This window comes from Aquibacillus saliphilus, assembly GCF_020404745.1.
Lineage (GTDB): Bacteria > Bacillota > Bacilli > Bacillales > Amphibacillaceae > Aquibacillus > Aquibacillus saliphilus.
On record NZ_JAIZAP010000007.1, the window covers coordinates 100,481 to 123,097 of the forward strand.

Annotated in this window: 23 protein-coding genes; 22 read left to right on the forward strand and 1 reads right to left on the reverse strand. The window is 39.5% G+C overall.

Annotated features, from left to right (window positions below; all coding sequences use genetic code 11):
• Positions 1 to 49 precede the first annotated feature (49 nt).
• The 13 genes from prfA (at position 50) to wecB (ending at position 12,893) form a co-directional block, all read left to right on the forward strand.
• Positions 50 to 1,120: a peptide chain release factor 1 gene (prfA, locus tag LD272_RS09065; protein ID WP_226036289.1), complete on the forward strand. Its 1,071-nt coding sequence runs from the start codon at positions 50 to 52 to the stop codon at positions 1,118 to 1,120.
• 1 nt (position 1,121) lies between these two features.
• A complete protein-coding gene (gene prmC, locus LD272_RS09070; protein WP_226036290.1) occupies positions 1,122 to 1,997 on the forward strand; it encodes a peptide chain release factor N(5)-glutamine methyltransferase in 876 nt (291 codons plus the stop codon).
• Positions 1,998 to 2,163: 166 nt separating this feature from the next.
• A complete protein-coding gene (gene spoIIR / locus LD272_RS09075; protein WP_226036291.1) occupies positions 2,164 to 2,775 on the forward strand; it encodes a stage II sporulation protein R in 612 nt (203 codons plus the stop codon).
• Positions 2,776 to 2,841: 66 nt separating this feature from the next.
• Positions 2,842 to 3,273, forward strand: coding sequence for a hypothetical protein (locus LD272_RS09080; RefSeq protein WP_226036292.1), 432 nt, complete (start codon positions 2,842 to 2,844; stop codon positions 3,271 to 3,273).
• Positions 3,274 to 4,360: 1,087 nt separating this feature from the next.
• Positions 4,361 to 5,401 (forward strand): L-threonylcarbamoyladenylate synthase, encoded by a 1,041-nt coding sequence (locus tag LD272_RS09085; protein WP_226036293.1) that lies wholly within the window; start codon positions 4,361 to 4,363, stop codon positions 5,399 to 5,401.
• 91 nt (positions 5,402 to 5,492) lie between these two features.
• Positions 5,493 to 6,047, forward strand: coding sequence for a manganese efflux pump MntP (locus LD272_RS09090; RefSeq protein WP_226036294.1), 555 nt, complete (start codon positions 5,493 to 5,495; stop codon positions 6,045 to 6,047).
• A gap of 363 nt (positions 6,048 to 6,410) precedes the next feature.
• A complete protein-coding gene (locus LD272_RS09095) occupies positions 6,411 to 7,019 on the forward strand; it encodes a low molecular weight protein arginine phosphatase (protein WP_226036295.1) in 609 nt (202 codons plus the stop codon).
• 166 nt (positions 7,020 to 7,185) lie between these two features.
• Positions 7,186 to 8,475, forward strand: a complete 1,290-nt coding sequence (locus LD272_RS09100) for a methyl-accepting chemotaxis protein (protein WP_226036296.1) — start codon at positions 7,186 to 7,188, stop codon at positions 8,473 to 8,475.
• 30 nt (positions 8,476 to 8,505) lie between these two features.
• The gene (gene rpiB, locus LD272_RS09105; RefSeq protein ID WP_226036297.1) at positions 8,506 to 8,946 is read left to right on the forward strand and encodes a ribose 5-phosphate isomerase B; all 441 of its coding nucleotides are present in this window, start codon (positions 8,506 to 8,508) and stop codon (positions 8,944 to 8,946) included.
• Between the two features lie 26 nt (positions 8,947 to 8,972).
• A complete protein-coding gene (locus LD272_RS09110; protein WP_226036298.1) occupies positions 8,973 to 9,536 on the forward strand; it encodes a TIGR01440 family protein in 564 nt (187 codons plus the stop codon).
• Positions 9,537 to 9,666: 130 nt separating this feature from the next.
• Positions 9,667 to 10,902 (forward strand): serine hydroxymethyltransferase, encoded by a 1,236-nt coding sequence (gene glyA, locus LD272_RS09115; protein WP_226036299.1) that lies wholly within the window; start codon positions 9,667 to 9,669, stop codon positions 10,900 to 10,902.
• Positions 10,903 to 11,093: 191 nt separating this feature from the next.
• Entirely contained in the window at positions 11,094 to 11,723 is a 630-nt protein-coding gene (gene upp / locus LD272_RS09120) for a uracil phosphoribosyltransferase (protein WP_226036300.1), read from the forward strand.
• 24 nt (positions 11,724 to 11,747) lie between these two features.
• On the forward strand, positions 11,748 to 12,893 hold the full coding sequence (gene wecB, locus LD272_RS09125; protein WP_226036301.1) for a non-hydrolyzing UDP-N-acetylglucosamine 2-epimerase: 1,146 nt from the start codon (positions 11,748 to 11,750) through the stop codon (positions 12,891 to 12,893).
• 201 nt (positions 12,894 to 13,094) lie between these two features.
• Here wecB and LD272_RS09130 read toward each other — a convergent pair whose 3' ends face one another.
• Positions 13,095 to 14,057, reverse strand: coding sequence for a nuclease-related domain-containing protein (locus LD272_RS09130; protein ID WP_226036302.1), 963 nt, complete (start codon positions 14,055 to 14,057; stop codon positions 13,095 to 13,097).
• 371 nt (positions 14,058 to 14,428) lie between these two features.
• Here LD272_RS09130 and LD272_RS21430 point away from each other — a divergent pair, with 371 nt between their 5' ends.
• The 9 genes from LD272_RS21430 (at position 14,429) to atpG (ending at position 22,478) form a co-directional block, all read left to right on the forward strand.
• A complete protein-coding gene (locus LD272_RS21430; protein ID WP_304511937.1) occupies positions 14,429 to 16,615 on the forward strand; it encodes a S8 family serine peptidase in 2,187 nt (728 codons plus the stop codon).
• Between the two features lie 302 nt (positions 16,616 to 16,917).
• A complete protein-coding gene (locus LD272_RS09140) occupies positions 16,918 to 17,139 on the forward strand; it encodes an AtpZ/AtpI family protein (protein ID WP_226036303.1) in 222 nt (73 codons plus the stop codon).
• 2 nt (positions 17,140 to 17,141) lie between these two features.
• The gene (locus tag LD272_RS09145; RefSeq protein WP_226036304.1) at positions 17,142 to 17,510 is read left to right on the forward strand and encodes an ATP synthase subunit I; all 369 of its coding nucleotides are present in this window, start codon (positions 17,142 to 17,144) and stop codon (positions 17,508 to 17,510) included.
• Between the two features lie 23 nt (positions 17,511 to 17,533).
• Complete coding sequence (atpB, locus tag LD272_RS09150) at positions 17,534 to 18,259, forward strand: F0F1 ATP synthase subunit A (protein ID WP_226036305.1); 726 nt, start codon at positions 17,534 to 17,536, stop codon at positions 18,257 to 18,259.
• 52 nt (positions 18,260 to 18,311) lie between these two features.
• A complete protein-coding gene (atpE, locus tag LD272_RS09155; protein WP_226036306.1) occupies positions 18,312 to 18,518 on the forward strand; it encodes a F0F1 ATP synthase subunit C in 207 nt (68 codons plus the stop codon).
• A gap of 213 nt (positions 18,519 to 18,731) precedes the next feature.
• The gene (gene atpF / locus LD272_RS09160) at positions 18,732 to 19,259 is read left to right on the forward strand and encodes a F0F1 ATP synthase subunit B (protein WP_226036307.1); all 528 of its coding nucleotides are present in this window, start codon (positions 18,732 to 18,734) and stop codon (positions 19,257 to 19,259) included.
• On the forward strand, positions 19,256 to 19,798 hold the full coding sequence (locus tag LD272_RS09165) for a F0F1 ATP synthase subunit delta (protein ID WP_226036308.1): 543 nt from the start codon (positions 19,256 to 19,258) through the stop codon (positions 19,796 to 19,798). Before atpF ends, LD272_RS09165 begins: the two co-directional genes overlap by 4 nt.
• A gap of 22 nt (positions 19,799 to 19,820) precedes the next feature.
• A complete protein-coding gene (gene atpA / locus LD272_RS09170; protein WP_226036309.1) occupies positions 19,821 to 21,329 on the forward strand; it encodes a F0F1 ATP synthase subunit alpha in 1,509 nt (502 codons plus the stop codon).
• Positions 21,330 to 21,614: 285 nt separating this feature from the next.
• Complete coding sequence (gene atpG, locus LD272_RS09175; protein WP_226036310.1) at positions 21,615 to 22,478, forward strand: ATP synthase F1 subunit gamma; 864 nt, start codon at positions 21,615 to 21,617, stop codon at positions 22,476 to 22,478.
• The last annotated feature ends 139 nt before the right edge of the window (positions 22,479 to 22,617 follow it).

Here is a 22,617-nt window from a genome sequence, read left to right on the forward strand (position 1 = left end):
TTTTCTCCTGTACTATAATTAGACTGTTAAGGAGAAAGAGGTGGAAGTCTTGTTAGATCGATTAGAATCGCTAGAAACTCGTTATGATAAATTAAACGAATTATTAAGTGACCCAGATGTAATTAGTGATACACGTAAATTAAGAGAGTACTCTAAGGAGCAATCCGATTTAGAAGATGTCATTCAAGTGTACCGACAATATAAAGATGTTTCTTCCCAGTGGGATGATGCAAAAGTAATGCTTGAAGATAATCTAGACCAAGATATGTATGAAATGGTTAAATCCGAAATTACTGAACTAGCTGAACAAAAAGAAGAACTCGAGGAAAAGTTGAAGGTACTCCTTTTACCTAAGGATCCAAATGATGACAAAAACGTTATCATGGAAATCAGAGGGGCTGCTGGCGGTGATGAGGCAGCGTTGTTTGCTGGTGACTTATACCGTATGTACTCAAAGTATGCCGAGACACAAGGCTGGAAGCTTGATGTGATGGACGCCAACTCTACTGGTGTTGGTGGCTACAAAGAAATTATTTTTATGATTAACGGTAAAGGTGCTTATTCAAGCTTTAAATTCGAGAATGGTGCGCACCGTGTTCAACGTGTACCAGAAACTGAATCAGGCGGTCGTATTCATACTTCGACAGCAACGGTTGTTGTTATGCCAGAAGCAGAAGAAGTAGAAGTGGATGTACATGAAAAAGATATTCGAGTAGATACGTTTACTTCCAGTGGACCGGGTGGTCAGAGTGTTAACACAACAATGTCTGCCGTTCGACTAACACATATCCCAACAGGTACAGTTGTTTCGATTCAGGATGAGAAATCTCAAATTAAGAACAAAGAAAAAGCAATGAAAATCTTGCGTGCTCGTATTTATGATAGCGTTCGTCAAGAAGCACAGGATGAATACGATCAAACGCGACGTTCTGCTGTTGGTACTGGAGATCGTTCTGAGCGGATTCGCACCTATAATTTCCCGCAAAACCGTGTTACCGATCACCGTATTGGATTAACTATTCAAAAATTGGATCAGATTTTGGAAGGTAAAATGGGCGAATTTATAGAGGCGTTAATTATTGAAGAACAAACAAAGAAAATGGATCAACTAGGTGAATAATATGTCAGACAAACAAATGTATACTCATGAAGCCCTCCACTGGGCTTCTCTTTTTTTAACACAGCATAACCGTGAAACACGCATTGCTGAAATCTTGTTGCAACACCATTTAGGTATTAGTAGAGCCCAACTACTTGCTACCATGCGTGACCTAGTTCCAGGAGAAGTAATTCAAGCTTTTGAAAAGGATATCACGGCCCACGCCGAAACAGGTGTGCCTGTTCAACATTTGACTGGCGTGGAATCTTTTTATGGTAGACAGTTTGCTGTGAATAAACATGTACTTATCCCCAGACCTGAGACTGAAGAGTTAATCGTAGGTGTAGGTGAGTATCTTAACAGGAATCATTTGTCGGAGCCAGCTCAACTAGCGGATATTGGAACAGGCAGCGGAATTATTGCCATTACGTTAAAATTAGAGCATCCAGCTGTGGATATCTGGGCGAGTGACTATTCTGAAGATGCACTTGTCGTTGCTAAAAGTAATGCGGAAAAGTTACAGGCTGATCTTTACTTTAAGCAGGGAGACTTTCTGCAGCCGTTTATTGACGCAAATCAAAAGCTTGATGTTATCGTATCAAATCCACCCTATATTCCTTATAGTGAAAAGGATTCGCTATCAGATACGGTCAAAAATTATGACCCGGATCTAGCGCTTTTTGCCGAGCAACAAGGCTTAGCTGCGTATATGAAAATTGTTGAACAGGCTAAAAGTGTCGTGAAGGATCATGCCTTGATTGCTTTTGAAATAGGTTATCAACAAGGCAGGCAAGTAGCAGAGATAATCGAACATCATTTTCCAGACAGTACGATTGAAATTCGCAAAGATATTAACAATAAAGACCGGATGGTGTTTGCTGAAATAGGAAAAGCTTAAGTTCAGTTGTTGATAACTGAACTTATTTAGCTTTCACTAGCTAGTAGTTGGTAACAAAAAGTTAAGTGATGTGGATAACTAAATAAAAAATACTAGTTTATAAGTTTAAAAGATTAGTTACCTGCCCATACTGTGGATAAATCGTTAGTTGAAAGGGGCAGGAATCATGAAAAATTATCTTTTGGTATTTATAATGTTTTTACTATTATTCAGTTTATATCCAATCCAGGGTCAAGGCCAAGGAGAAAAGCCGCAATCATCAGATTACCAGGTTATCCCGGATGAAGCGATTCGCCTAAGAATATTAGCTAACAGCGATACCGATGAGGACCAAAAAATAAAACACACAATCCGAGATCAGGTTAATAAAGAAATTACTAAATGGGTCGAAGAAATTGCAGATATAGATGAAGCAAGACTGGTTATTCAAAAACGGTTAGATGAGATAGATCAACAAGTAGCGGCTACGTTGGAAGAAGAAGGTATCGACCAATCTTACCAAGTGCAGTACAGTGACGATGTCAAATTTCCGGCCAAGGTGTATGGAACGTATGTCTATCCCGCTGGCTCATATGAAGCAATTCTGATTAGCCTAGGCGAAGCAAAAGGAGCTAATTGGTGGTGTGTTTTATTTCCGCCACTATGCTTTTTAGATTTTTCGAACGGTACTAGTGTTGCCGAGGATGATAACGAAAAGCAAGAGTCAAATGAAGACAACGACGACGAAAAGGAAAAAGAAGTAAAGGTAGAATTTTTCTTTATGAAATGGTTTAGTTAAAATCTAGCATATCTCTCTCTATCAAACATAGAATAGTAATACAAATCTGATAGGGAGTGGAGACGAATGAAATTTGTAAGTACTTCAAAATTGGGAGAACAAGTACTAGAGCAATTCTTCGAAGACAAATGGGAGCAGTTTGAAAGCAAAACAAACTTATTGGAACACGGATATTTAGTAGAGTACAAACAGGAGTATAAAGCATATTTTGCCTTATCCCCAGTTGAAGAAAATAGCTATTGGTTAAAAAGCTTGTACATAAAAGAAGGAGTCCCAACAGCTTTTCCTTTAGCTATTATCGAAGCTGCAATTGCACTAGCTAATGAAAAAGCAGCCTCCAACCTATATGTATGCAGTCATCAGCAATCACTAAACTCGTTATTATCTCTATTAAACTTCGAATCACATCTTGTACCGCATTTTGCTTGGGACGAGATAAAAGACAATGGTGAATGGTGGAGAATAGATCCCGCTAAGGTTCCACATGTAAATACTTAAAAAAGCCGTTTTCTCAAAGAGTGGGACTGCGGTTACACGTCCCGCCAAAGTTATTTGTTGTTTTTGACATAAAATCTATAGACTCCGAGGTAACTACTGAGTTGATTTCCGCTCCGGACAGTCGCTTTCCGCGGGCAACGCTTCAACTTCCTCGGAAGAAAATCGCTTCCTTGAAAAAGGAAAACACTTTTTCTGCGTGCGATGTAAAATCATTGAAGCTTTCCTTGTCCTGCGGGATTTTCAGCTGCTCCTGCGGTTACTCGTCGCACGAAGAGCTTTGTTGCTTTTACCGCAGGAGTCGACTGCCCTCCGCTCCAATCAATCAGTACAACTATATTTATAAATAATAGGTGTTTAGTCAGTACTATACCAGCGTCCGCAGCTTAGAATAGTATCAGAACACCACTACTAAGCGTAGGCAGAATACGAAGACTCCTGTGGGAACAGCGAAAGGTTTTCGATGGGACGAGTAATCGCAGTCCCACGAGTCCGAAGACCCCGGAAGAATCGTTTTTTGATTCTGAGGAGGCTGAGGCCGTGCCCACGGAAAGCGAAGTATTCTGACGAAGCGATGATCGTATGGCACTCAATTCAATTAGAGTGGAACTAGCAGTTACGTCGTAGTTTCCATCAATAGCAATAAACACAAATAGAACAAACAATAAAAAATAATTATCCACATGTTTTACACAGTTGTCAGTTAACTCAGGGGATAACTTATTAACAATTGTTGATAATTGAGCAATTATTGTTAGCAACTAGTAAATGCATGTGGATAAGTTGTTGATAACATAATAAAAACTCAAAATTAATCAGCTCAAAACGATCCGGTTCCTTATCCTCTGTAAGGGATTTTTTTCTGTTAATTTTAGATTGTTCGACAAGCGAATGGGGTGATAAAAGGCTCTGTTAAAACGTTTCCAAAAAGATCCCTCCTGAAATTCATCTACCATATAATTTGTAGATAGTTTAAAATACCAGTACCACTTGCTAAAATCGATTGTTCGTTTCATAATGTGGATAAAGTGTTGATAATTCAGTTAATTTGCTATTTATCATGTTGATTTATCAGTAAAAGGAGAAAACAATGACTTACAAAACAAAGCTTTGGAAAATAGAAAACATAACAAAGGACGTACTGCAAATAGAAGCAGCTGCTAACTTATTAAAAAAGCTAGAAGTGGTTGCTTTTCCAACAGAAACAGTCTATGGCTTAGGTGCTGATGCAACTAATGAACAGGCTGTAGCTAAAATATTTCAGGCCAAAGGCAGACCGGCCGATAATCCGCTAATTGTTCACGTAGCTAATAAACAACAAATAGAACAGTACGTTACCCATGTCCCGGATGTTGCCAAGAAACTAATTCACGCGTTTATGCCTGGACCGCTGACGATAATTTTACCAAGTAACAATACAATTGCTACCAATGTCACTGCCGGGTTATCATCAATTGCAATTCGAATTCCATCTCATCCAGTGGCAAGACAATTGTTAGAAGTATGTCAACTTCCATTAGCGGCGCCAAGTGCAAATAAATCGGGTAAGCCAAGCCCAACAAGTGCCGATCATGTTGTTCAAGATTTAAACGGAAAAATCGCGGGTATTTTAGACGGTGGTACGACTGGGGTTGGTTTAGAGTCGACGGTCCTTGATTGCACAACCGAAATTCCGGTAATACTTAGACCAGGCGGGATAACTAAACAGCAAATTGAGCAGGTGGTAGGCATGGTTATGGTTGACCCTGCCTTAGTAGTAGAGGCTGATCAGCCAAAAGCACCAGGGATGAAATATAATCACTATCAACCGGATGCCCCGTTATCGCTAATCGATGGCGATGTCGACTTTTTCCAAGCACAAATTGATTCTGCTATTGCCGAGGGACTTAAAGTTGGTATCATGGCGAGTACTGAATTAGCCTCACTTATAGAAGCAGATAATATTAAAACGTGTGGATCTCGTACTGATTTAAAGGAAGTAGCGGTTCATTTATATGACACACTAAGAGCGTTTAAGAAAAGTGATGTTGACCTGATCTTATGTGAAACCTTTGAACAAACAGGTGTAGGAGAAGCGATTATGAATCGGCTTCATAAAGCGGCAACGAAAAAAGTTAACCAGACACTCTAGAGGCAACTGAATTTTAACCCCTGATTTCACATATTCCTCCTTGTCCATGCATATAGTGAAATAGCATGTCCGGGAGGAGGTTGGCAAGGGGATGACAGTGGTACATATAGGGGAGATATTTTCCCTACTACTCATGGCTACAGCCTTAGGGATGGACGCATTTTCAGTTAGTTTGGGAATGGGGATGCAGTCATTAAGGTTGAAGAGAATTTTTATGGTCGGATTAACGGTAGGGTTTTTCCATATGGCAATGCCGTTTGTCGGTATCATGTTAGGTCGGTTTATCTCTACAAAAATGGAAGGATTTGCCGTATTAGGAGGCGGATTGTTATTATTCGCACTAGGAGCACAAATGCTGCTAAATTCCTTTAATAGAGAAGAAAAATCACTGATGCGGACAACAGGAATTGGACTTATTTTATTTTCATTAAGTGTAAGCTTAGATAGTTTTTCGGTTGGTTTAAGTCTTGGAATGTCTGGTGTAAAAACTTTCCTGGCTTTGCTCCTTTTTGGCATTGCTAGCACGATTTTAACGTGGACTGGCCTTCTCCTGGGTAGAAAAGCACGAGGATTGCTCGGTGTCTATAGTGAACTACTTGGCGGAAGTATCCTTTGCGCATTTGGATTGAAAATAATATTTGGCTGATAAAAGCGCAGGCGCTATAAGTACGTGTTCAAAAATGAGGATGAAAAGCAAGCCAACGAAGAAATTCGAAGTGTCATTTTCACCGGAATTTTTGAACAACCTCTATAAGAAAATTTTTAAAAAATAATAAATGTGACTACCTAACACTGGGACTGTTCTCAACTACATTTAAAAGTGGTTGAGAACAGTCCCTACTTCTTTGTCGGAGGGCCGCGATTATGGTATAGTTTTGGTTAAAGAGTTGTTTGGAAAAGGAAGAAACAGTTGGGTACTATTGGATTTTTTGGAAGTTGTTATCCTGCTAATCTTCTCATCACCTGACCTAACATCTGAAGAAGCACAATATAACTGGAGGTTATTCGAATGAAGGTTTTGTTCATTTGTACTGGAAATACATGCCGAAGTCCAATGGCTGAAGCATTGCTTAGAAAAAAATTACCTTCTGTAGAAGTGAAATCTGCTGGGATTTATGCAAGTAATGGCCATCCAGCGTCACAAGGAACAATGGATGTTTTGAATCAAAAGGGAATAAGTTTTAACCATCAATCACAACCAGTAACAACTCAACTACTGGAATGGGCCGATCTCATCTTTACAATGACCTCAAGTCATAAACAAGCACTAGCACTTCAATACCCGACCGTACATGATAAATTATTTACCTTTAAAGAATATATTCACCAAGAAGACAATGATACATGGGATAAGTTGAAGAAAGCTTATGCCGATTTAGAAGAAAAACGTGCGGATTTTATTAGTAAAAGAGGCAAGGAACTAGAGCAAAATGAAATGGACCGGGCAATGTATGATCATTTACAAAAAGAGATAAGCGAAATTCAAGTTTTGGAGCTTAGCCTTCCTAATAATGATGTTGCAGATCCGTTTGGCGGTTCTGGTACTGATTACCTTAAAACCCTTAATGAAATTGAAAAATATGTTGAACTTCTAATCAAAAAAATAGACAATAAATAATAGAATCAATTTCATAATTACCTTATGCAGTAATTGTCATCCTAATATAGTTTGGGAACCGTCTATTCCAACTATATTAGGATGACAATTACAAAAAGTCAGTATTATGAAATTGACTAAATAACCTAAAAATAAATCACATCAAACATGTTAAAGGGGAGAAGTAATGAAGAGGAAGGTAAAGTTTGATCTTCGCTTGAAGTTAGTTACCTTTACAACTTTATTAGCGGTCATCACTTATTCAACTAGTGCACTTTTTATTTACTTTATTTACGATTACATTAAATCTTTTTGGGCGATCTCAGAATCATTGTTTATTGTAATTATCTTATTATTAGGAATTATTTGGTCTGGAATTCTTGCGTTTTTTGCAAGCCAATTTATTACCAAACCACTAATTAATTTAGAACAGGTAGTTACAAAAGCAGCAAATGGAGACCTAAATCAAGAGGTATTGATTCCGAAATCTGATGATGAAATCCGTTCGTTAGCTTTGGCATTCAACACGATGCTAACAAGTTTCAGGAAAATAATTGCTAACATTGAAGTTAATTTTGGAAAAACAAATACATCTGTTCAAGAAATGAAACAAGTCGCTTCTAGGACTGCTACGCAAACAAGTCAAATTGAACAAGCTATCTTACAAATATCAGCTGGTGCAGAAAGTTCATCGGATGCGATTTTACAGACTGTCGACTCTATTGACACCTCAACACAGTTAGCTGGGCAGGTAAAGGAAAAAGCAGCATTATCCAAACAAAAATCAGAAGCGATGGTCGAACAATTATCGAACAGCAAACAAGTTATACATACACTAGTACAGGGAATACAATCATTAGCATCTGGACAAGAAAAGTCGCTACAAGACGTTGACCGGTTAGAAAAAAATGCAATGGAAGTAGAAAATATCATTTCTATGGTTGGAGAAATTTCTAACCAAACAAATCTGCTAGCACTAAACGCATCGATTGAAGCAGCACGAGCGGGAGAGCATGGAAAAGGCTTTGCTGTTGTGGCTGATGAGGTTCGAAAGCTCGCTGACCAAAGCTCGCGAGCTGTTCAAGGGATTTCTGATTTAATTGGAAATATTCAACAAGATGTTCGTCTTGTCGTTAGTAGTATGACTGATCAAGTCTCGTTTGCTAAAATTGAGGCACAAAAAGGCGAAGCAACAAATGAGACAATAGAAACGATGTCATATTCGATAGAAGAAGTGGCAACAACTATACAAGATATATTTGAGCTAGTAGAAAAACAATTGGATGAAATAAAAGAAACCTCTAAACAATCACAAGAAGTATCAGTTATTGCCCAAGAAACATCAGCCGGTGCCGAGGAAATGAGTGCATCGATTCAAGAACAAACAGCTGTTACTGAAAATTTGGAGGAGCTTGCGATTGTGTTACAAGAGCAGGCGAAAGTATTGAAAAGCAGGATCAGTCAATTTCAGACATAACATAAAACAAGTGAAAAAAGGAGCGTTATCATGAAAGTTATTTTAGCATCTGACCATGGTGGAATCAATATCAGCAAAGAGATTGCATCTTTATTAACAGAAATGAATATTGAGTTTGAAGATATCGGCTGTAATTGTGAAGATTCTGTCGACTATCCGGACTATGCAATTCCGGCTGCAGAACGGGTTGCGAGTGGTGAATTCGATAAGGGGATTTTGATTTGTGGAACTGGAATTGGTATGTCTATCTCTGCCAATAAAGTAAAAGGGATCAGGGCAGCACTTGTTCATGACGTCTTTAGTGCTAAAGCAACTAGAGAACATAATGACACCAATATGATTACTATGGGTGAACGTGTAATTGGATCAGGCTTAGCAAGAGAAATTGTTAAAACATGGTTAGAAACGGATTTCCTTGCTGGGCGTCACGCAACAAGGATTGGCAAAGTGTCTGATTACGAAAACAGGTAAAAATGCTTCTTGAGAGGTTGTTTGATATGGATCAGCTAAAAAAAGACATTACTGCAATTGTTGATGAGTGGACATCTAATGGGTATTTGGAAAAAGGTCACCTTTTTGTGATTGGCTGTTCGACAAGTGAAGTAGCAGGTCAACATATTGGTACCTCAGGTAGTGAGGAGATTGCTGCAGTCCTATTTGAACAGTTAGACAGATTGAAAACTCAATCTGGTGTTGAGCTTGCCTATCAATGCTGTGAGCACCTCAACCGTGCCTTAGTGGTTGAGAAGGAAACGCTAATAAGCCGTGGGTATGAAGAGGTTTCAGCAATACCTGTTCCAAAGGCCGGTGGCTCAATGGCATCCTATGCCTACAAACACTTTGATAATCCAGTAGTTGTCGAGACAATCGCTGCTGACGCTGGCATTGATATTGGTGAAACAATGATTGGGATGCACATCAAGCGTGTCGCGGTACCGCTACGGCTAGCACAGAGAAATCTGGGAAATGCTAGAGTGAATGCTGCAAGAACTCGTCCGAAGTTAATCGGTGGTAAACGAGCTGTTTATCCTGATGATAAAGCGAGCAATCAGTGTCATTAATTAGGAAACTGGTCAAACTACAAGTGAGTAACGTGAAACTTTCTTCCGTCCTTGGTTCTTTTTAGACTTTTTACGGATAAATAAGTTAACGCGAAAAATATACAAAAATGTACAAGGGGGCAATACTGTTATGGAACACGTAAAGAAAAATGACCAAGAACTATTTAAAGCCATCGAGGATGAAAGAAATCGCCAAAATGACAAGATCGAACTAATCGCATCTGAGAATTTTGTTTCACAAGCTGTCATGGAAGCTCAAGGATCTGTTTTGACTAATAAGTATGCAGAAGGATACCCTGGCAAGCGTTATTACGGTGGCTGTGAATATGTCGATGTTGCTGAAAATTTAGCGCGTGACCGTGCGAAGCAATTATTCGGAGCAGAGCATGCTAATGTTCAACCACATTCTGGTGCACAAGCAAATATGGCCGTTTATTTTACTGTCCTTGAGCCTGGTGACACTGTTCTAGGGATGAACTTGAGCCATGGTGGTCATTTGACTCATGGTAGCCCAGTTAATTTTAGTGGAACATTGTACAATTTTGAGGAGTACGGTGTTGATAAAGAAACGGAAGTCATTGACTATGATGCATTACGTGAAAAAGCGAAAGAAGTAAAGCCTAAATTAATCGTTGCTGGAGCGAGTGCCTATCCTCGTACGATTAACTTTAAAACGTTCAGAGAAATTGCTGATGAAGTCGGCGCCTATTTAATGGTTGATATGGCACACATTGCAGGGCTTGTAGCTAGTGGTCTTCACCCTGATCCTGTTCCATATGCAGATTTTGTCACAACAACAACGCACAAAACGTTGCGTGGCCCACGTGGTGGTATGATTTTATGTAAAGAAGAGTTTGCTAAGAAGATTGATAAGTCTGTCTTCCCAGGTATGCAAGGTGGTCCGCTTATGCATGTAATCGCAGCAAAAGCAATGGCTTTTAAAGAGGCACTTCAAGACGACTTCCGTACCTATTCACAAAATATCATCGATAACGCCAAACGTTTTGGTGAAGCTCTACAAAAAGAAGGTGTTCGCCTTGTTTCAGACGGAACAGACAATCACCTATTATTACTTGATGTTCGTGGCCTCGGCTTAAACGGGAAGGATGCTGAAAAAGCGTTAGATGATATTGGTGTTACTACCAATAAAAACACTATCCCGTTTGACCCTGAAAGTCCATTTGTAACAAGTGGTATTCGTGTTGGTACGGCAGCTGTTACCACACGTGGTTTTGGATTAGAAGAAATGGATGAGGTTGCAGCAATTATTGCATTTACATTAAACAATCACGATGATGAAGAAAAATTAAAAGAAGCTAAGGCACGCGTAAAGGATTTGACAGGCAAATTCCCACTTTACAAGTAAAAGTATATCCCTTGTCAGGAGTTCTTCTGGCAAGGGATATTTCTTAGCGTATTTTGTAAAACTACGGTAGGTAGCTACTTTTCACCCCAGATACCAAAAATATCGACAAACATCGATAACATTGCTTGATATATAGTCATTTTTTCAGTACAATTTTAAGGATGTAAATAATTCAAAGGAGTGATCGGAACGTGGGAAATGTTTATGTACTGGATCATCCATTAATACAACACAAATTAACCTACATAAGAAGAAAAACAACTGGAACAAAGGAATTTCGTGAACTAGTTGATGAAGTAGCAGGACTAATGGCTTTTGAAATTACTAGAGACTTACCAGTTGAGGAAACGACTGTAGAAACACCAGTCACAACTGCGACAACGAAAGTACTAAGTGGTAAGAAAATTGGACTGATTCCAATTTTACGTGCTGGTCTAGGAATGGTCGATGGTATCCTACGTATGATTCCAGCTGCGAAGGTTGGTCATGTTGGTTTATATCGCGACCCTGAAACATTAAAGCCTACCGAATACTATATTAAACTGCCGTCTGATATTGCAGAACGTGAACTGATTGTTATCGATCCGATGTTAGCAACGGGTGGATCAGCGAACGACGCTATTTATTCATTGAAAAAACGTGGTGCTACAAATATTAAATTAATGTGCCTAGTGGCTGCTCCTGAAGGTATTGAAGTAATTAAAGAAGAACATCCTGACGTTGATATCTATCTTGCGGCATTAGACGAAAAACTAGATGATCACGGGTATATCGTACCTGGCTTAGGTGATGCAGGCGATCGTTTATTCGGAACGAAGTAATAGAACTTTACAGGAGTGAATTTGATGGGTAATAAAATTAAAGTTATGGCTATATTTGGTACAAGACCGGAAGCAATCAAGATGGCTCCACTTGTTTTAGAATTAAAAAAGCGACCTGAGCAGTTTGAGGTAATTGTTACGGTTACCGCTCAACACCGTGAAATGCTTGACCAGGTGCTTGATATTTTCGGAATTACACCAGATTTTGATTTAAACATCATGAAGTCTAGACAAACGCTTGCTCAAATTACCACCAGAGCATTAGAAGGTCTCGACCTGGTCATGCAAGAAACGAAGCCTGATATTGTCCTCGTTCATGGTGATACGACAACAACATTTGCTGCATCACTCGCTGCTTACTACAATCAAATATCTGTAGGCCATGTCGAAGCGGGCCTTCGAACATGGAATAAATATTCACCATACCCAGAAGAGATGAATCGCCAACTTACTGGCGTTGTTGCTGATTTGCATTTTTCTCCAACAACTCAATCGAAACAGAATTTAATAGAAGAAAATAAGCGTGAAGACCGGATTTTCGTTACCGGTAATACAGCAATTGATGCACTGAAAACTACAGTTAACCAAGATTATTCTAGTCAGGTACTGGACGGGATTGGTAATAAACGACTCGTATTAATGACTGCCCACCGCAGAGAAAATCTTGGACAGAACATGAAGCAAATGTTCCGGGCAATCAAGCGACTAGTTGAAACGCATGACGATATTCATGTCGTTTACCCAGTCCACTTAAATCCAGCTGTACAAGAGACAGCGAACGAGATCCTAGGAAATGATGATCGCATTCAATTAATTGAGCCATTAGGAGTAGTTGATTTCCACAACTTCGCTTCACGTGCTTACTTAATTTTAACTGATTCAGGTGGAGTTCAAGAGGAGGCGCCGTCTCTAGGTGTTCCGGTCCTTGTCCTTCGCGATACAACAGAGCGACCAGAAGGAATCAACGCAGGTACTCTGAAATTAGCTGGTACCGAAGAAGATAATATTTTTAACCTAGCACATGAACTACTTTCAGACAAAGAAGCGCATCAAAAAATGTCCAAAGCCTCCAATCCATATGGCGATGGACAAGCATCAGCTAGAATAGCAGACGCAATCCGCTATTTCTTTGATCAAACAGAAGAAAAACCAGCATCATTTAATGTATAAGGCAAAGAGCTACCCTGTTGGGTGGCTCTTTCTGCTTTCTGCTTGATAATACTTGGTCGATTCGCCCTAAAAGTGAGCGGATTCACCTCAAATATTTGGTGATTCGCCTCAATGCCGCGTTTATTCGCCCCAAACTAGCAAAGATTCGGCTCAAATGTGAATTTATTCGCCTTTATCGTCCCATGGTGATGAGCTTTCCCATCAGGTGGCACTTGAATAAACCCTATCTTTTGTTCTGCCCATAGTTATCAGGTCCATGTTAGTTAGTATTTTGTTTGCGACCTTAGTTGAATCGAGGTGAAGAAATTCTCTGCACTGCTTATTAGTAATTGTCGGGCTTATTATCTGAAAATGGTCTTGAATTGCAATTTCGTGGGCATTCTTAAACTTTAATTTGCAAGTAGTACAATACCATTCACCGTGTTTGCGAATCATCGGAAGTGATAAACAAGTGGGGCATTGTACTCCTGTCAGAATATCAGTTTGAGGAATTTTATATGCAGCTAAGATGTCAATCGAAAGGGGAGTGTGTTTCCGAATAATCTTTTTGGAGATTGATTTAGGGTTAAAATCAATGCGACCATTATTACGATACTTTCGCTCAATCTCTAAAATTTTATCAACAACATTTTCAACGTGTAAGACTTTTTGATAAATAGTAGTATCACGTGCATTTGTTGTTAGTACGGTTGAAGGATTACCAATTGCAATGATATGTTCAACCGGTATTTTCGGGAATTTCATTGTAAGTAACCACAACTTAAGCTGTCCCTCTTGGTATTTAACCTGTGTTAACGGGTTTCTGAATCCTTCTTCTGTTTGGTTGATTTTTCTAACTAGCTGGTTGAAAGTTGTATCAAAGAATAATGTTCCGGAGATATTTTTCACTTCGATAATTAGGAGGAAATGTGGAGAGATAACGAGGGTATCCATTTGAAAAAATAAAGGTCCGTTCTGTAAACGAATATCCTGCAAAATCGTAAATCGATCATCAGGTAGTCTCTGCAGTTGATAAGCTAATGCTTGTTCACCGCGGTAACCAGCCGTCCTCCTAGATAAGTCATCTTCAATCGCAGTTCGCTTTGGATGGAAATTTGGAAGTCTCCGTAGCAGAGTTTCATCCTGGGTAATTCGTAATGGAATAGTGTTTTGTTTAAGTATCAATCGAACTCCTCCTATTTAAATAAATATAGTTAATTAAATTCTATATTTTACAAAAAACTCCTGCTTTAAGCTGAAAAAGTTATATTACCGAGCTCGGCGTATGGTCTTTACTTAAAGTAGGCACTTAATTCGCCTCGGTTTTAGTGGTATTCGCCCTGAGTCTCAAGTGATTCACCCAAGTATCGCGTTTATTCACCCCAAACTAGCAAAGATTCGCCTCAAAAAAGGATTAATTCGCCTTTATCGGTGTTGAGCGACTCTTGGATTGATTCGCTCAAAATCCAACTTATTCGCCCAAACACCGGTTTTCATGCATGAATTTAGGCTAAGTCACAGATACTAACAGGTAAAAACGGGGGAGAACTCTACTCATGAAATTGCCGCAAATATCACTTTTAACAATTACCCTATTAATGATCCTCCTACCAGCACCAATAACAGCTCAGGATAAAGACCTGCAGTCGATTATTATTGAAGTAGATGGTGATCCATATATGCATAAGCAATATATTGAGGATTACCACCCTTTTATAGAGGTCGTCCAGGTATATGACACATTGCTGAATGGGCTGGCACTAAGAGCTAAGCCGGCTAAATTAGCGAAAATGGAAGACCTTGATTTCGTTGAAAATGTCTATCAAGTCCGCACGTACCAAACGCAATCGATTAATAAAAGCATTCCATTTTTAAAACAAAATCAGGATAGTATCTTGTCAAATGAATTTACAGGTAAGGGTGTCAAAATTGGCGTAGTTGATACTGGGATTGATCATACGCATCCAGACTTAATCGCGAATTATAAAGGTGGCTATGACGTAGTTGATTTAGACGACGATCCAATGGAAACTCAAGGTGACCAGGGGGAGCCAACACTTCATGGTACACATGTATCTGGAATCATTGCCGCAAATGGCGAGATGAAAGGGGTGGCACCTGAAGCTGAGTTGTATGGATATAGAGCGCTAGGTCCGGGTGGGCGGGGGACATCGATTCAGGTGATTGCCGCGATTGAAAAAGCGGTGAAGGATGAGATGGATATCATCAACTTATCCCTCGGTAACTCAGTCAATGGTCCGGACTGGCCGACTAGCATTGCTGTCAATCGCGCTGTCGAGTTTGGTGTATCGCTCGTGATTGCTAATGGGAATGCAGGGCCGAATAACTGGACAGTTGGATCACCGGCTACTTCCACCACAGCAATTTCAGTCGGGGCATCGACACCTCCGCTCAAGGTTCCATATCTTCATGATACATTTTTAAATAAAAAAATTATGATGGCACCATTAATGGGAGCACCAGTATGGGACCTATCCAAAGATTACCCAATCATCGATGGTGGAGCAGGTGAACAAGAACTGACTAACGTAAGAGATAAAATAGTTTTGTTCAAACGAGGAGAAATTCCATTTGCCCAAAAAGTTAGAATGGCCGAGCAGGCTGGCGCAAAAGCGGTGATTATTTACAATAATGAAGATGGTTTGTTTCAAGGGTCTGTTGATGATGGACAAGAGGAGGTAACAATTCCGGCAACCACTATTTCGAAAAAAGAAGGAGAATGGTTAAAGAAACATATCGTTGAAAAGGACAAGTGGATTGACACAAACTATCAAAAGTCCGAGGATGAGATGGCTGATTTTAGCTCCCGTGGTCCGGTTACAGCCAATTGGCAAATAAAACCTGAAATCGTTGCCCCTGGTGCAGCGATTACCAGCACCGTACCTGGTGGCTACATGGAGCTACAAGGAACGAGCATGGCGGCACCCCATGTAGCAGGAGGGCTCGCGCTAATCAAACAGGCCCATCCAGACTGGTCACCGGAACAGTTGAAGGGGGCGCTGCTAACCTCGGCACTACCGCTTTCAAAAGGAACGAAGCTGTACGATCCAATCGTTCAAGGAATGGGGCGAATGCAACCACAACAAGCAATCGAAACGAATACAATCATTCATAACCCACTGCTTTCGTTCGGTAAAATAGAAGAGTACAAAGAAACACAGACTGTCGAACTAGAAATTGAGAATGTATCTGACCAGGATCAAGATTATTTTTTTCAGATTCCGAAACAAACAGGTGGGCTTCGTTGGTATCTGCCGAAGAAATTTACTGTCAAAAAAAATGAGACCAAAACAGTGCCTGTAGAAGTTTCTATTAACAGTTCTAAGCTAAAGACAGGGTTACATCAAGGTTGGTTGACGTTAAAACAACAGTCATCATCGTATCGTTTACCATATTTGTTCCTTAATAAAGAAGGAGATTTTCCAAAAGCGATGGGAATTGAATTTTCACTGAAAACCTTCTCTGATGATCAATACCAGTACCGAATTTATTTACCAGAAAAAGTGAAAATACTTACAGTTGATCTATACAATCCACATTCATTAGCATTTGACCGGACATTACTTGAGTTGGAGGAGGTTGGACAAGGAATCGTTGAAGGGACTATTGAAAAAAGAGATGCAGGTTCATCAGGTAACTATTTGGCGAACGTTACAATTGAAACAATCGATGGCGAAAAATCTGATTATCAAACGGAATTAGTGATTGATTTTCCAGAATAGCTAAAGAAGTGATCGTAGGGTGCAAAAAAGTGAGTTCTGTTTTTAGAAAAGTTCACAGAATTGTTGATATATTCACAGGTTGATTTCGCTTATAATGAAAGGCAGAGCATGATAAGAAATTGGTAAGGGAAATCTTATAAATAGATGGTTTTTTGATAATATTTTCCATTGGTAGTTTTACCGCCAAACCAATTGACATTGTAGCACCCCTATTGTATGCTAATTTAGTGTGGAATGATAAGGGTTTCACTGTGATAAATATCACTGCGAAACAAACCAAACTGTGATAGGGGAGGTTGTACTTGAGCCAAAATAAAGATAACCCGTTTCGAGGTATGGCTTTGACAAGTGGAATTTTGTCACAACTTGTCGGTGGACCACTCGTAGGGATATTAATAGGAACATGGCTTGATGACCAATTTTCTACAAAACCACTATTTTTAGTGCTCATGCTTTTATTAGGTATGGGATCTGGTACATATGGAACCATTCATTTAGTTCGAAAATACACGGGAGACGAATAAAAATGCAGTATGATAACATGATAACCCGTCAGCGTAAATGGATGTTCTATCTTCTCGCCGCCATCGTACTTGGAGCCGGATTAACTCCGTACCCTCGTATTTTCCTCGGCCTCCTCCTAGGAGCTGTATTAAGCTTTTATAACTTATGGCTAATGCAAAGGAAAATCAACCAATTTGGACAGGCAGTCGCAGGTAATCGCTCTTATAGGGGTGGAATAGGAACATTCACCCGATTAGCTACTGCTGCACTAGCTGTATTGATTGCCCTCCGTTTTGAGGAACAATTCCACCTGATGGCAGTAATTATTGGATTAGTGGCACATTACTTTGTCATTATGATAGATTTTGCACTATTTAAATCTAGAGACTAGCACAGGGAAGAGAGGTGAAGCAATTGGATCATGAATCACCGTTGTACCACGATTTATGGGGTATTTCATGGCTTGACTTTAACTTGTCGACAGTCGCCATGACTATTATTTCATCGATCATAGTCTTTATAATTTGTGTTTTAGCAAGTCGTAAACTTCAAATGAAGCCGACTGGTTTCCAAAACTTTATGGAATGGATTGTAGATTTCGTTAAAGGCATTATTGGGGACACGATGGATTGGCGAACTGGTAAAGTATTTTTACCACTAGGTCTTACCTTGATGGCATATATCTTTGTCAGTAACATCTTAGGTGTTATAACCATGGGGGTATATGATCATGAGTTATGGTGGAAATCGCCAACATCTGATGCTGGTCTTACATTAACATTATCGACTATGGTTATCGTTTTAACACATTTTTATGGAATTAAAATTAGAGGTGTCAAGGCATATGGAAAAACATTTGTCGAACCTGTGCCATTTTTATTCCCGCTAAAAGTAGTTGAGGAGATTGCAAATACCTTAACACTCGGTTTACGTCTGTTTGGTAACATTTTTGCCGGTGAGATACTTCTCTCATTGATCGCCAAACTGGCATTTTCTTTTGGTGCAATCAGTATCGTAGGTGCAATAATCCCTATGATTGCATGGCAAGGATTTAGTTTGTTTATTGGAGCAATCCAAGCATTTATTTTCACTATGTTAACAATGGTTTACATGTCTCACAAAGTGAGTTCAGACCATTAATAATTAGTAAACAAAATTTATAGGGTATATATTTTAAAGGAGGAAATTTATAATGGGAGCTTTAGCAGCTGCAATAGCAGTAGGATTAGCGGCACTTGGTGCTGGTTTAGGTAACGGAATGATTGTAAGTCGTACAGTTGAGGGTATCGCGCGTCAACCAGAACTTCGCGGACCACTTCAAACAACAATGTTTATTGGTGTAGCACTAGTAGAGGCGATTCCTATTTTCGCCGTAGTAATTGCATTTATGGTTATGTAATTTAACTTTATATACTATCAGTGCTGTTGATAGTATAAGAAAAACGTAGGCTTTCGTCATCACTGGCGAGAAGCCCAGTTTTTCTAATAAATAAAGTGGCGAAGTTCGTCTAAGACAATCTTCGCCATTCCTTGTGTTTTACTTTATTTTAATACTTAGTATATGAAATAACCTGTAAAAAGCGATACCGATAGCCTGAAAGGAGTGAAGACTGTGCAGTCATATGCAAGCTTTCTTGTCATAGGTGCAGATGTTGGTGGACTACAAGTAGGAAACATGCTTGTGCAACTAGTATCCTTTTTAATTCTATTGGCCCTTTTAAAGAAATACGCATGGGGACCATTAATGAATAAAATGGAAGAACGTGAAAACCACATTTCAAATGAAATAGATATTGCTGAAAAAAATCGTACAGATGCTGAAAAGGCGTCGCGTGAAGCTTCAGCAGAATTGAAGCAAACTCGCCAAGAAGCTCAATCAATTATCGAGGATGCAAGACTTGCTGGCCAAAAGCAAGAACAACAGATTATTGAAGCGGCACGTGTTGCAGCAGAAAGCATTAAAAAGTCAGCAAAAGAAGATATCGAAAAAGAAAAAGAAAATGCAATCAAAGCACTTCAAGATCAGGTTGCTACTTTATCTGTTCAAATTGCAACTAAAGTAATTGAGAAAGAAATTAATGCACAGGATCAAGAGAAGTTGATTAGTGAATACATTAAAGAGCTAGGAGAAGAACGATGAGTAAAGCAACTGTATCAAAACGTTATGCCGAGGCTCTGTTTCAACTAGCAAACGAAAAAAACAAATTAGATTTTCTAGAACCTGAACTTCTAACTGTTAAAGAAGTTTTTCAAAATAACAAAGATCTTCTTGCATTCTTGAAGCATCCAAAAGTAAGAAGTGATAAAAAGAAGCAGCTTATCGATGAAGCTTTTAAAGGTTTTTCTTCAGAAGTAATCAACACACTTAAAGTGCTTGTTGAACGTAATAATGAAGAGGCTGTCTCATCTGTTGTTGATCATTTTATTACATTAGTACACGATGCGAAGGGAATTGCAGAAGCAAAAGTATATTCGATACGTGAACTGTCAGATCAAGAAATGGATCAGTTATCGAATGTATTTTCGAAAAAGCTCAATTTAAAATCTTTGAATATGGTGAACTTCGTTGATCCAACCATTCTTGGAGGAGTAAGACTTAAGATTGGTAACACGATTTACGATGGAACAATCAAAGGTAAATTAGAGCGACTCGAACGCAATATAGTATCTGCTAATTAACAAATGATAGGGGTGAAATGGCATGAGCATTAAAGCTGAAGAGATCAGTGCGCTGATTAAGCAGCAAATTGAAAATTACGAGTCTGACATTGAAGTCAATAATGTTGGTACAGTTATCGAAATTGGTGACGGTATCGCACGTGCTCATGGACTAGACGATGTTATGTCTGGTGAGCTCGTTGAATTCTCAAACGGTGTCATGGGTATGGCACAAAACTTGGAAGAAAGTAATGTCGGTATTGTTATTTTAGGGCCATACACAGAAATTAAAGAAGGTGACGAAGTTCGTCGTACTGGACGTATCATGGAAGTGCCAGTAGGTGAGGAACTTCTAGGACGTGTTGTTAACTCGCTTGGCCAACCAGTTGATGGAAAAGGTCCCGTTGAAACAACGAGAACACGACCAATTGAATCGCCAGCACCCGGTGTTATGGATCGTAAATCAGTACATGAACCAGTTCAAACAGGGATCAAGGCAATTGATGCATTGGTACCAATTGGCCGTGGTCAGCGTGAGCTAATTATTGGTGATCGTCAAACAGGTAAAACAACTGTTGCAATTGACGCAATCATCAACCAACAAGACCAAGATATGATTTGTGTTTATGTTGCGATTGGTCAAAAAGATTCAACAGTACGTGGAACAGTGGAAACACTTCGTAAACACGGTGCCCTTGATTACACAATCGTTGTAAATGCTGGTGCATCTGAACCTGCACCACTTCAGTACCTAGCGCCATATGCTGGGGTTTCAATGGGTGAAGAGTTCATGTATAACGGAAAACACGTACTAGTAGTATATGATGACCTTTCGAAACAAGCGAATGCTTACCGTGAGTTATCTCTACTATTAAAACGTCCTCCAGGCCGTGAAGCATTCCCAGGTGACGTATTCTACTTACACTCTCGTTTATTAGAGCGTGCAGCTAAGTTAAGTGATGATAAGGGTGGAGGATCGCTAACAGCCCTTCCATTCGTTGAAACACAAGCTGGTGATATTTCAGCTTACATTCCAACAAACGTAATTTCGATTACAGATGGACAAATCTTCTTGCAATCTGACTTGTTCTTCTCAGGTGTACGTCCTGCGATTAACCCAGGTCTATCGGTATCACGTGTTGGTGGTTCAGCCCAAATTAAAGCGATGAAAAAAGTAGCCGGAACGCTACGTCTAGACCTAGCTTCGTTCCGTGAACTAGAATCATTCGCACAATTTGGATCTGACCTTGATAAAGCTACTCAAGCGAAACTAAACCGTGGTGCACGTACAGTAGAAGTATTAAAACAAGGCTTGCATAAGCCACTTGTTGTTGAAAAGCAAGTAATGATTATTTATGCACTAGTTAATGGCTACTTAGATGAAGTACCACTAGAGGATATTACTCGTTTTGAAACGGAATTTCATGCTTGGTTAGATGGAAATAGATCTGATCTACTTAAATCAATCCGTGAGACTGGTAACCTTGGTGAAAAAGAAGACATGAACGGTGCAGTTGAAGAATTCAAGAAAACATTTGTTATCTCAGAATAAGAACAAAAGCGCAGGCGCCTTGCTCACCACCGACAAGCTTAAGAAAAGCATCGGCGTGGCGTTCTCTGCCACAGAGAGGATTTTCTTAAGACCTCGAGGTGGTAGGCGCCGGAGCTGGACGTGGCAAAGCTTTGGAATTAATTATCCACAGCAGTCCATTTTATAATTTCCTAGACAAAATATAAATTTGAATAAAAAGTATCGGGTGAAATCAATTTTGGTTTTAACTTCACTTTTTAAACAACTGCTACGTAAACCTTTTTAAGAAAGGGCGGTGAAACATAAGTGGCATCTTTAAGAGGTATCCAAACAAGGATAAGCTCAACGAAAAAAACAAAACAAATCACCAAAGCAATGCAGATGGTTTCTGGCTCTAAGCTAAACAAAGCAGAAAATAATGCAAAAGCGTTTGTTCCTTACAGTGAAAAAATACAAGAGGTTGTGACGGGGATTGCCGGTAGTGGCGAGGATGCTGAACACCCAATGCTACAGCAAAGGGATGTGAAAAAGACAGCATATTTCGTTATTACATCTGATAAAGGCTTAGCAGGTCCTTACAATAGTAATGTACTTAGGGCTGTTTACCGAACAATTCAGGAACGTCATACATCTCAAGATGAATATACAGTAATTGTCGTTGGCCGTGTCGGACGTGACTTCTTCAAAAAGCGTGACATTCCAATTTCCAACGAAATTATTGGACTATCTGATCAACCAGATTTTACAGACATTAAAGATCTTACTTCCGAGACTGTCCAGTTATATACGGATGAGGAAATTGATGAATTAATCATATTCTACAATCACTATATTAGTGCCATCTCACAAGAAGTATCTTCTAAAAAGCTATTACCACTTACTAACTTGAGTGAAGGTAGTAGTATGGCAGTTAGCTCCTATGAGTACGAGCCAAATCAAGAAGAAATCTTAAATGTTTTATTACCACAATACGCTGAAAGCTTGATTTACGGTGCTCTACTCGATAGTAAAGCAAGTGAGCATGCTTCACGTATGACGGCAATGCAAAGTGCAACAGATAATGCAAATGATCTAATTGACGATCTGTCATTGCAATATAACAGAGCACGACAAGCTGCAATTACTCAAGAAATTACCGAAATTGTTGGGGGAGCAGCAGCCCAAGAATAATCAAAGAAAGCGTAAGCGCCTGTTTACCCCGACTAGCTTAAGACGAGCCTCTATGTGGCGTTATTTGCCACAAAGAGGATTGACTTAAGACCTCGAGGGGTAGGCGCTGGAGCTAGACTATTATTGGTAAGTATGATTG

Excerpts from the sequence above, each read along its gene's own strand:
- LD272_RS21430 (WP_304511937.1), top strand. The coding sequence starts at position 14,429 with ATGAAATTGCCGCAAATATCACTTTTAACAATTACCCTATTAATGATC.
- glyA (WP_226036299.1), top strand. The coding sequence starts at position 9,667 with ATGGAACACGTAAAGAAAAATGACCAAGAACTATTTAAAGCCATCGAG.
- LD272_RS09090 (WP_226036294.1), top strand. The coding sequence starts at position 5,493 with ATGACAGTGGTACATATAGGGGAGATATTTTCCCTACTACTCATGGCT.
- LD272_RS09080 (WP_226036292.1), top strand. The coding sequence starts at position 2,842 with ATGAAATTTGTAAGTACTTCAAAATTGGGAGAACAAGTACTAGAGCAA.
- prmC (WP_226036290.1), top strand. The coding sequence starts at position 1,122 with ATGTCAGACAAACAAATGTATACTCATGAAGCCCTCCACTGGGCTTCT.
- wecB (WP_226036301.1), top strand. The coding sequence starts at position 11,748 with ATGGGTAATAAAATTAAAGTTATGGCTATATTTGGTACAAGACCGGAA.
- rpiB (WP_226036297.1), top strand. The coding sequence starts at position 8,506 with ATGAAAGTTATTTTAGCATCTGACCATGGTGGAATCAATATCAGCAAA.
- LD272_RS09110 (WP_226036298.1), top strand. The coding sequence starts at position 8,973 with ATGGATCAGCTAAAAAAAGACATTACTGCAATTGTTGATGAGTGGACA.
- LD272_RS09100 (WP_226036296.1), top strand. The coding sequence starts at position 7,186 with ATGAAGAGGAAGGTAAAGTTTGATCTTCGCTTGAAGTTAGTTACCTTT.
- LD272_RS09085 (WP_226036293.1), top strand. The coding sequence starts at position 4,361 with ATGACTTACAAAACAAAGCTTTGGAAAATAGAAAACATAACAAAGGAC.
- atpA (WP_226036309.1), top strand. The coding sequence starts at position 19,821 with ATGAGCATTAAAGCTGAAGAGATCAGTGCGCTGATTAAGCAGCAAATT.
- LD272_RS09095 (WP_226036295.1), top strand. The coding sequence starts at position 6,411 with ATGAAGGTTTTGTTCATTTGTACTGGAAATACATGCCGAAGTCCAATG.
- LD272_RS09145 (WP_226036304.1), top strand. The coding sequence starts at position 17,142 with ATGCAGTATGATAACATGATAACCCGTCAGCGTAAATGGATGTTCTAT.
- atpE (WP_226036306.1), top strand. The coding sequence starts at position 18,312 with ATGGGAGCTTTAGCAGCTGCAATAGCAGTAGGATTAGCGGCACTTGGT.
- LD272_RS09165 (WP_226036308.1), top strand. The coding sequence starts at position 19,256 with ATGAGTAAAGCAACTGTATCAAAACGTTATGCCGAGGCTCTGTTTCAA.
- spoIIR (WP_226036291.1), top strand. The coding sequence starts at position 2,164 with ATGAAAAATTATCTTTTGGTATTTATAATGTTTTTACTATTATTCAGT.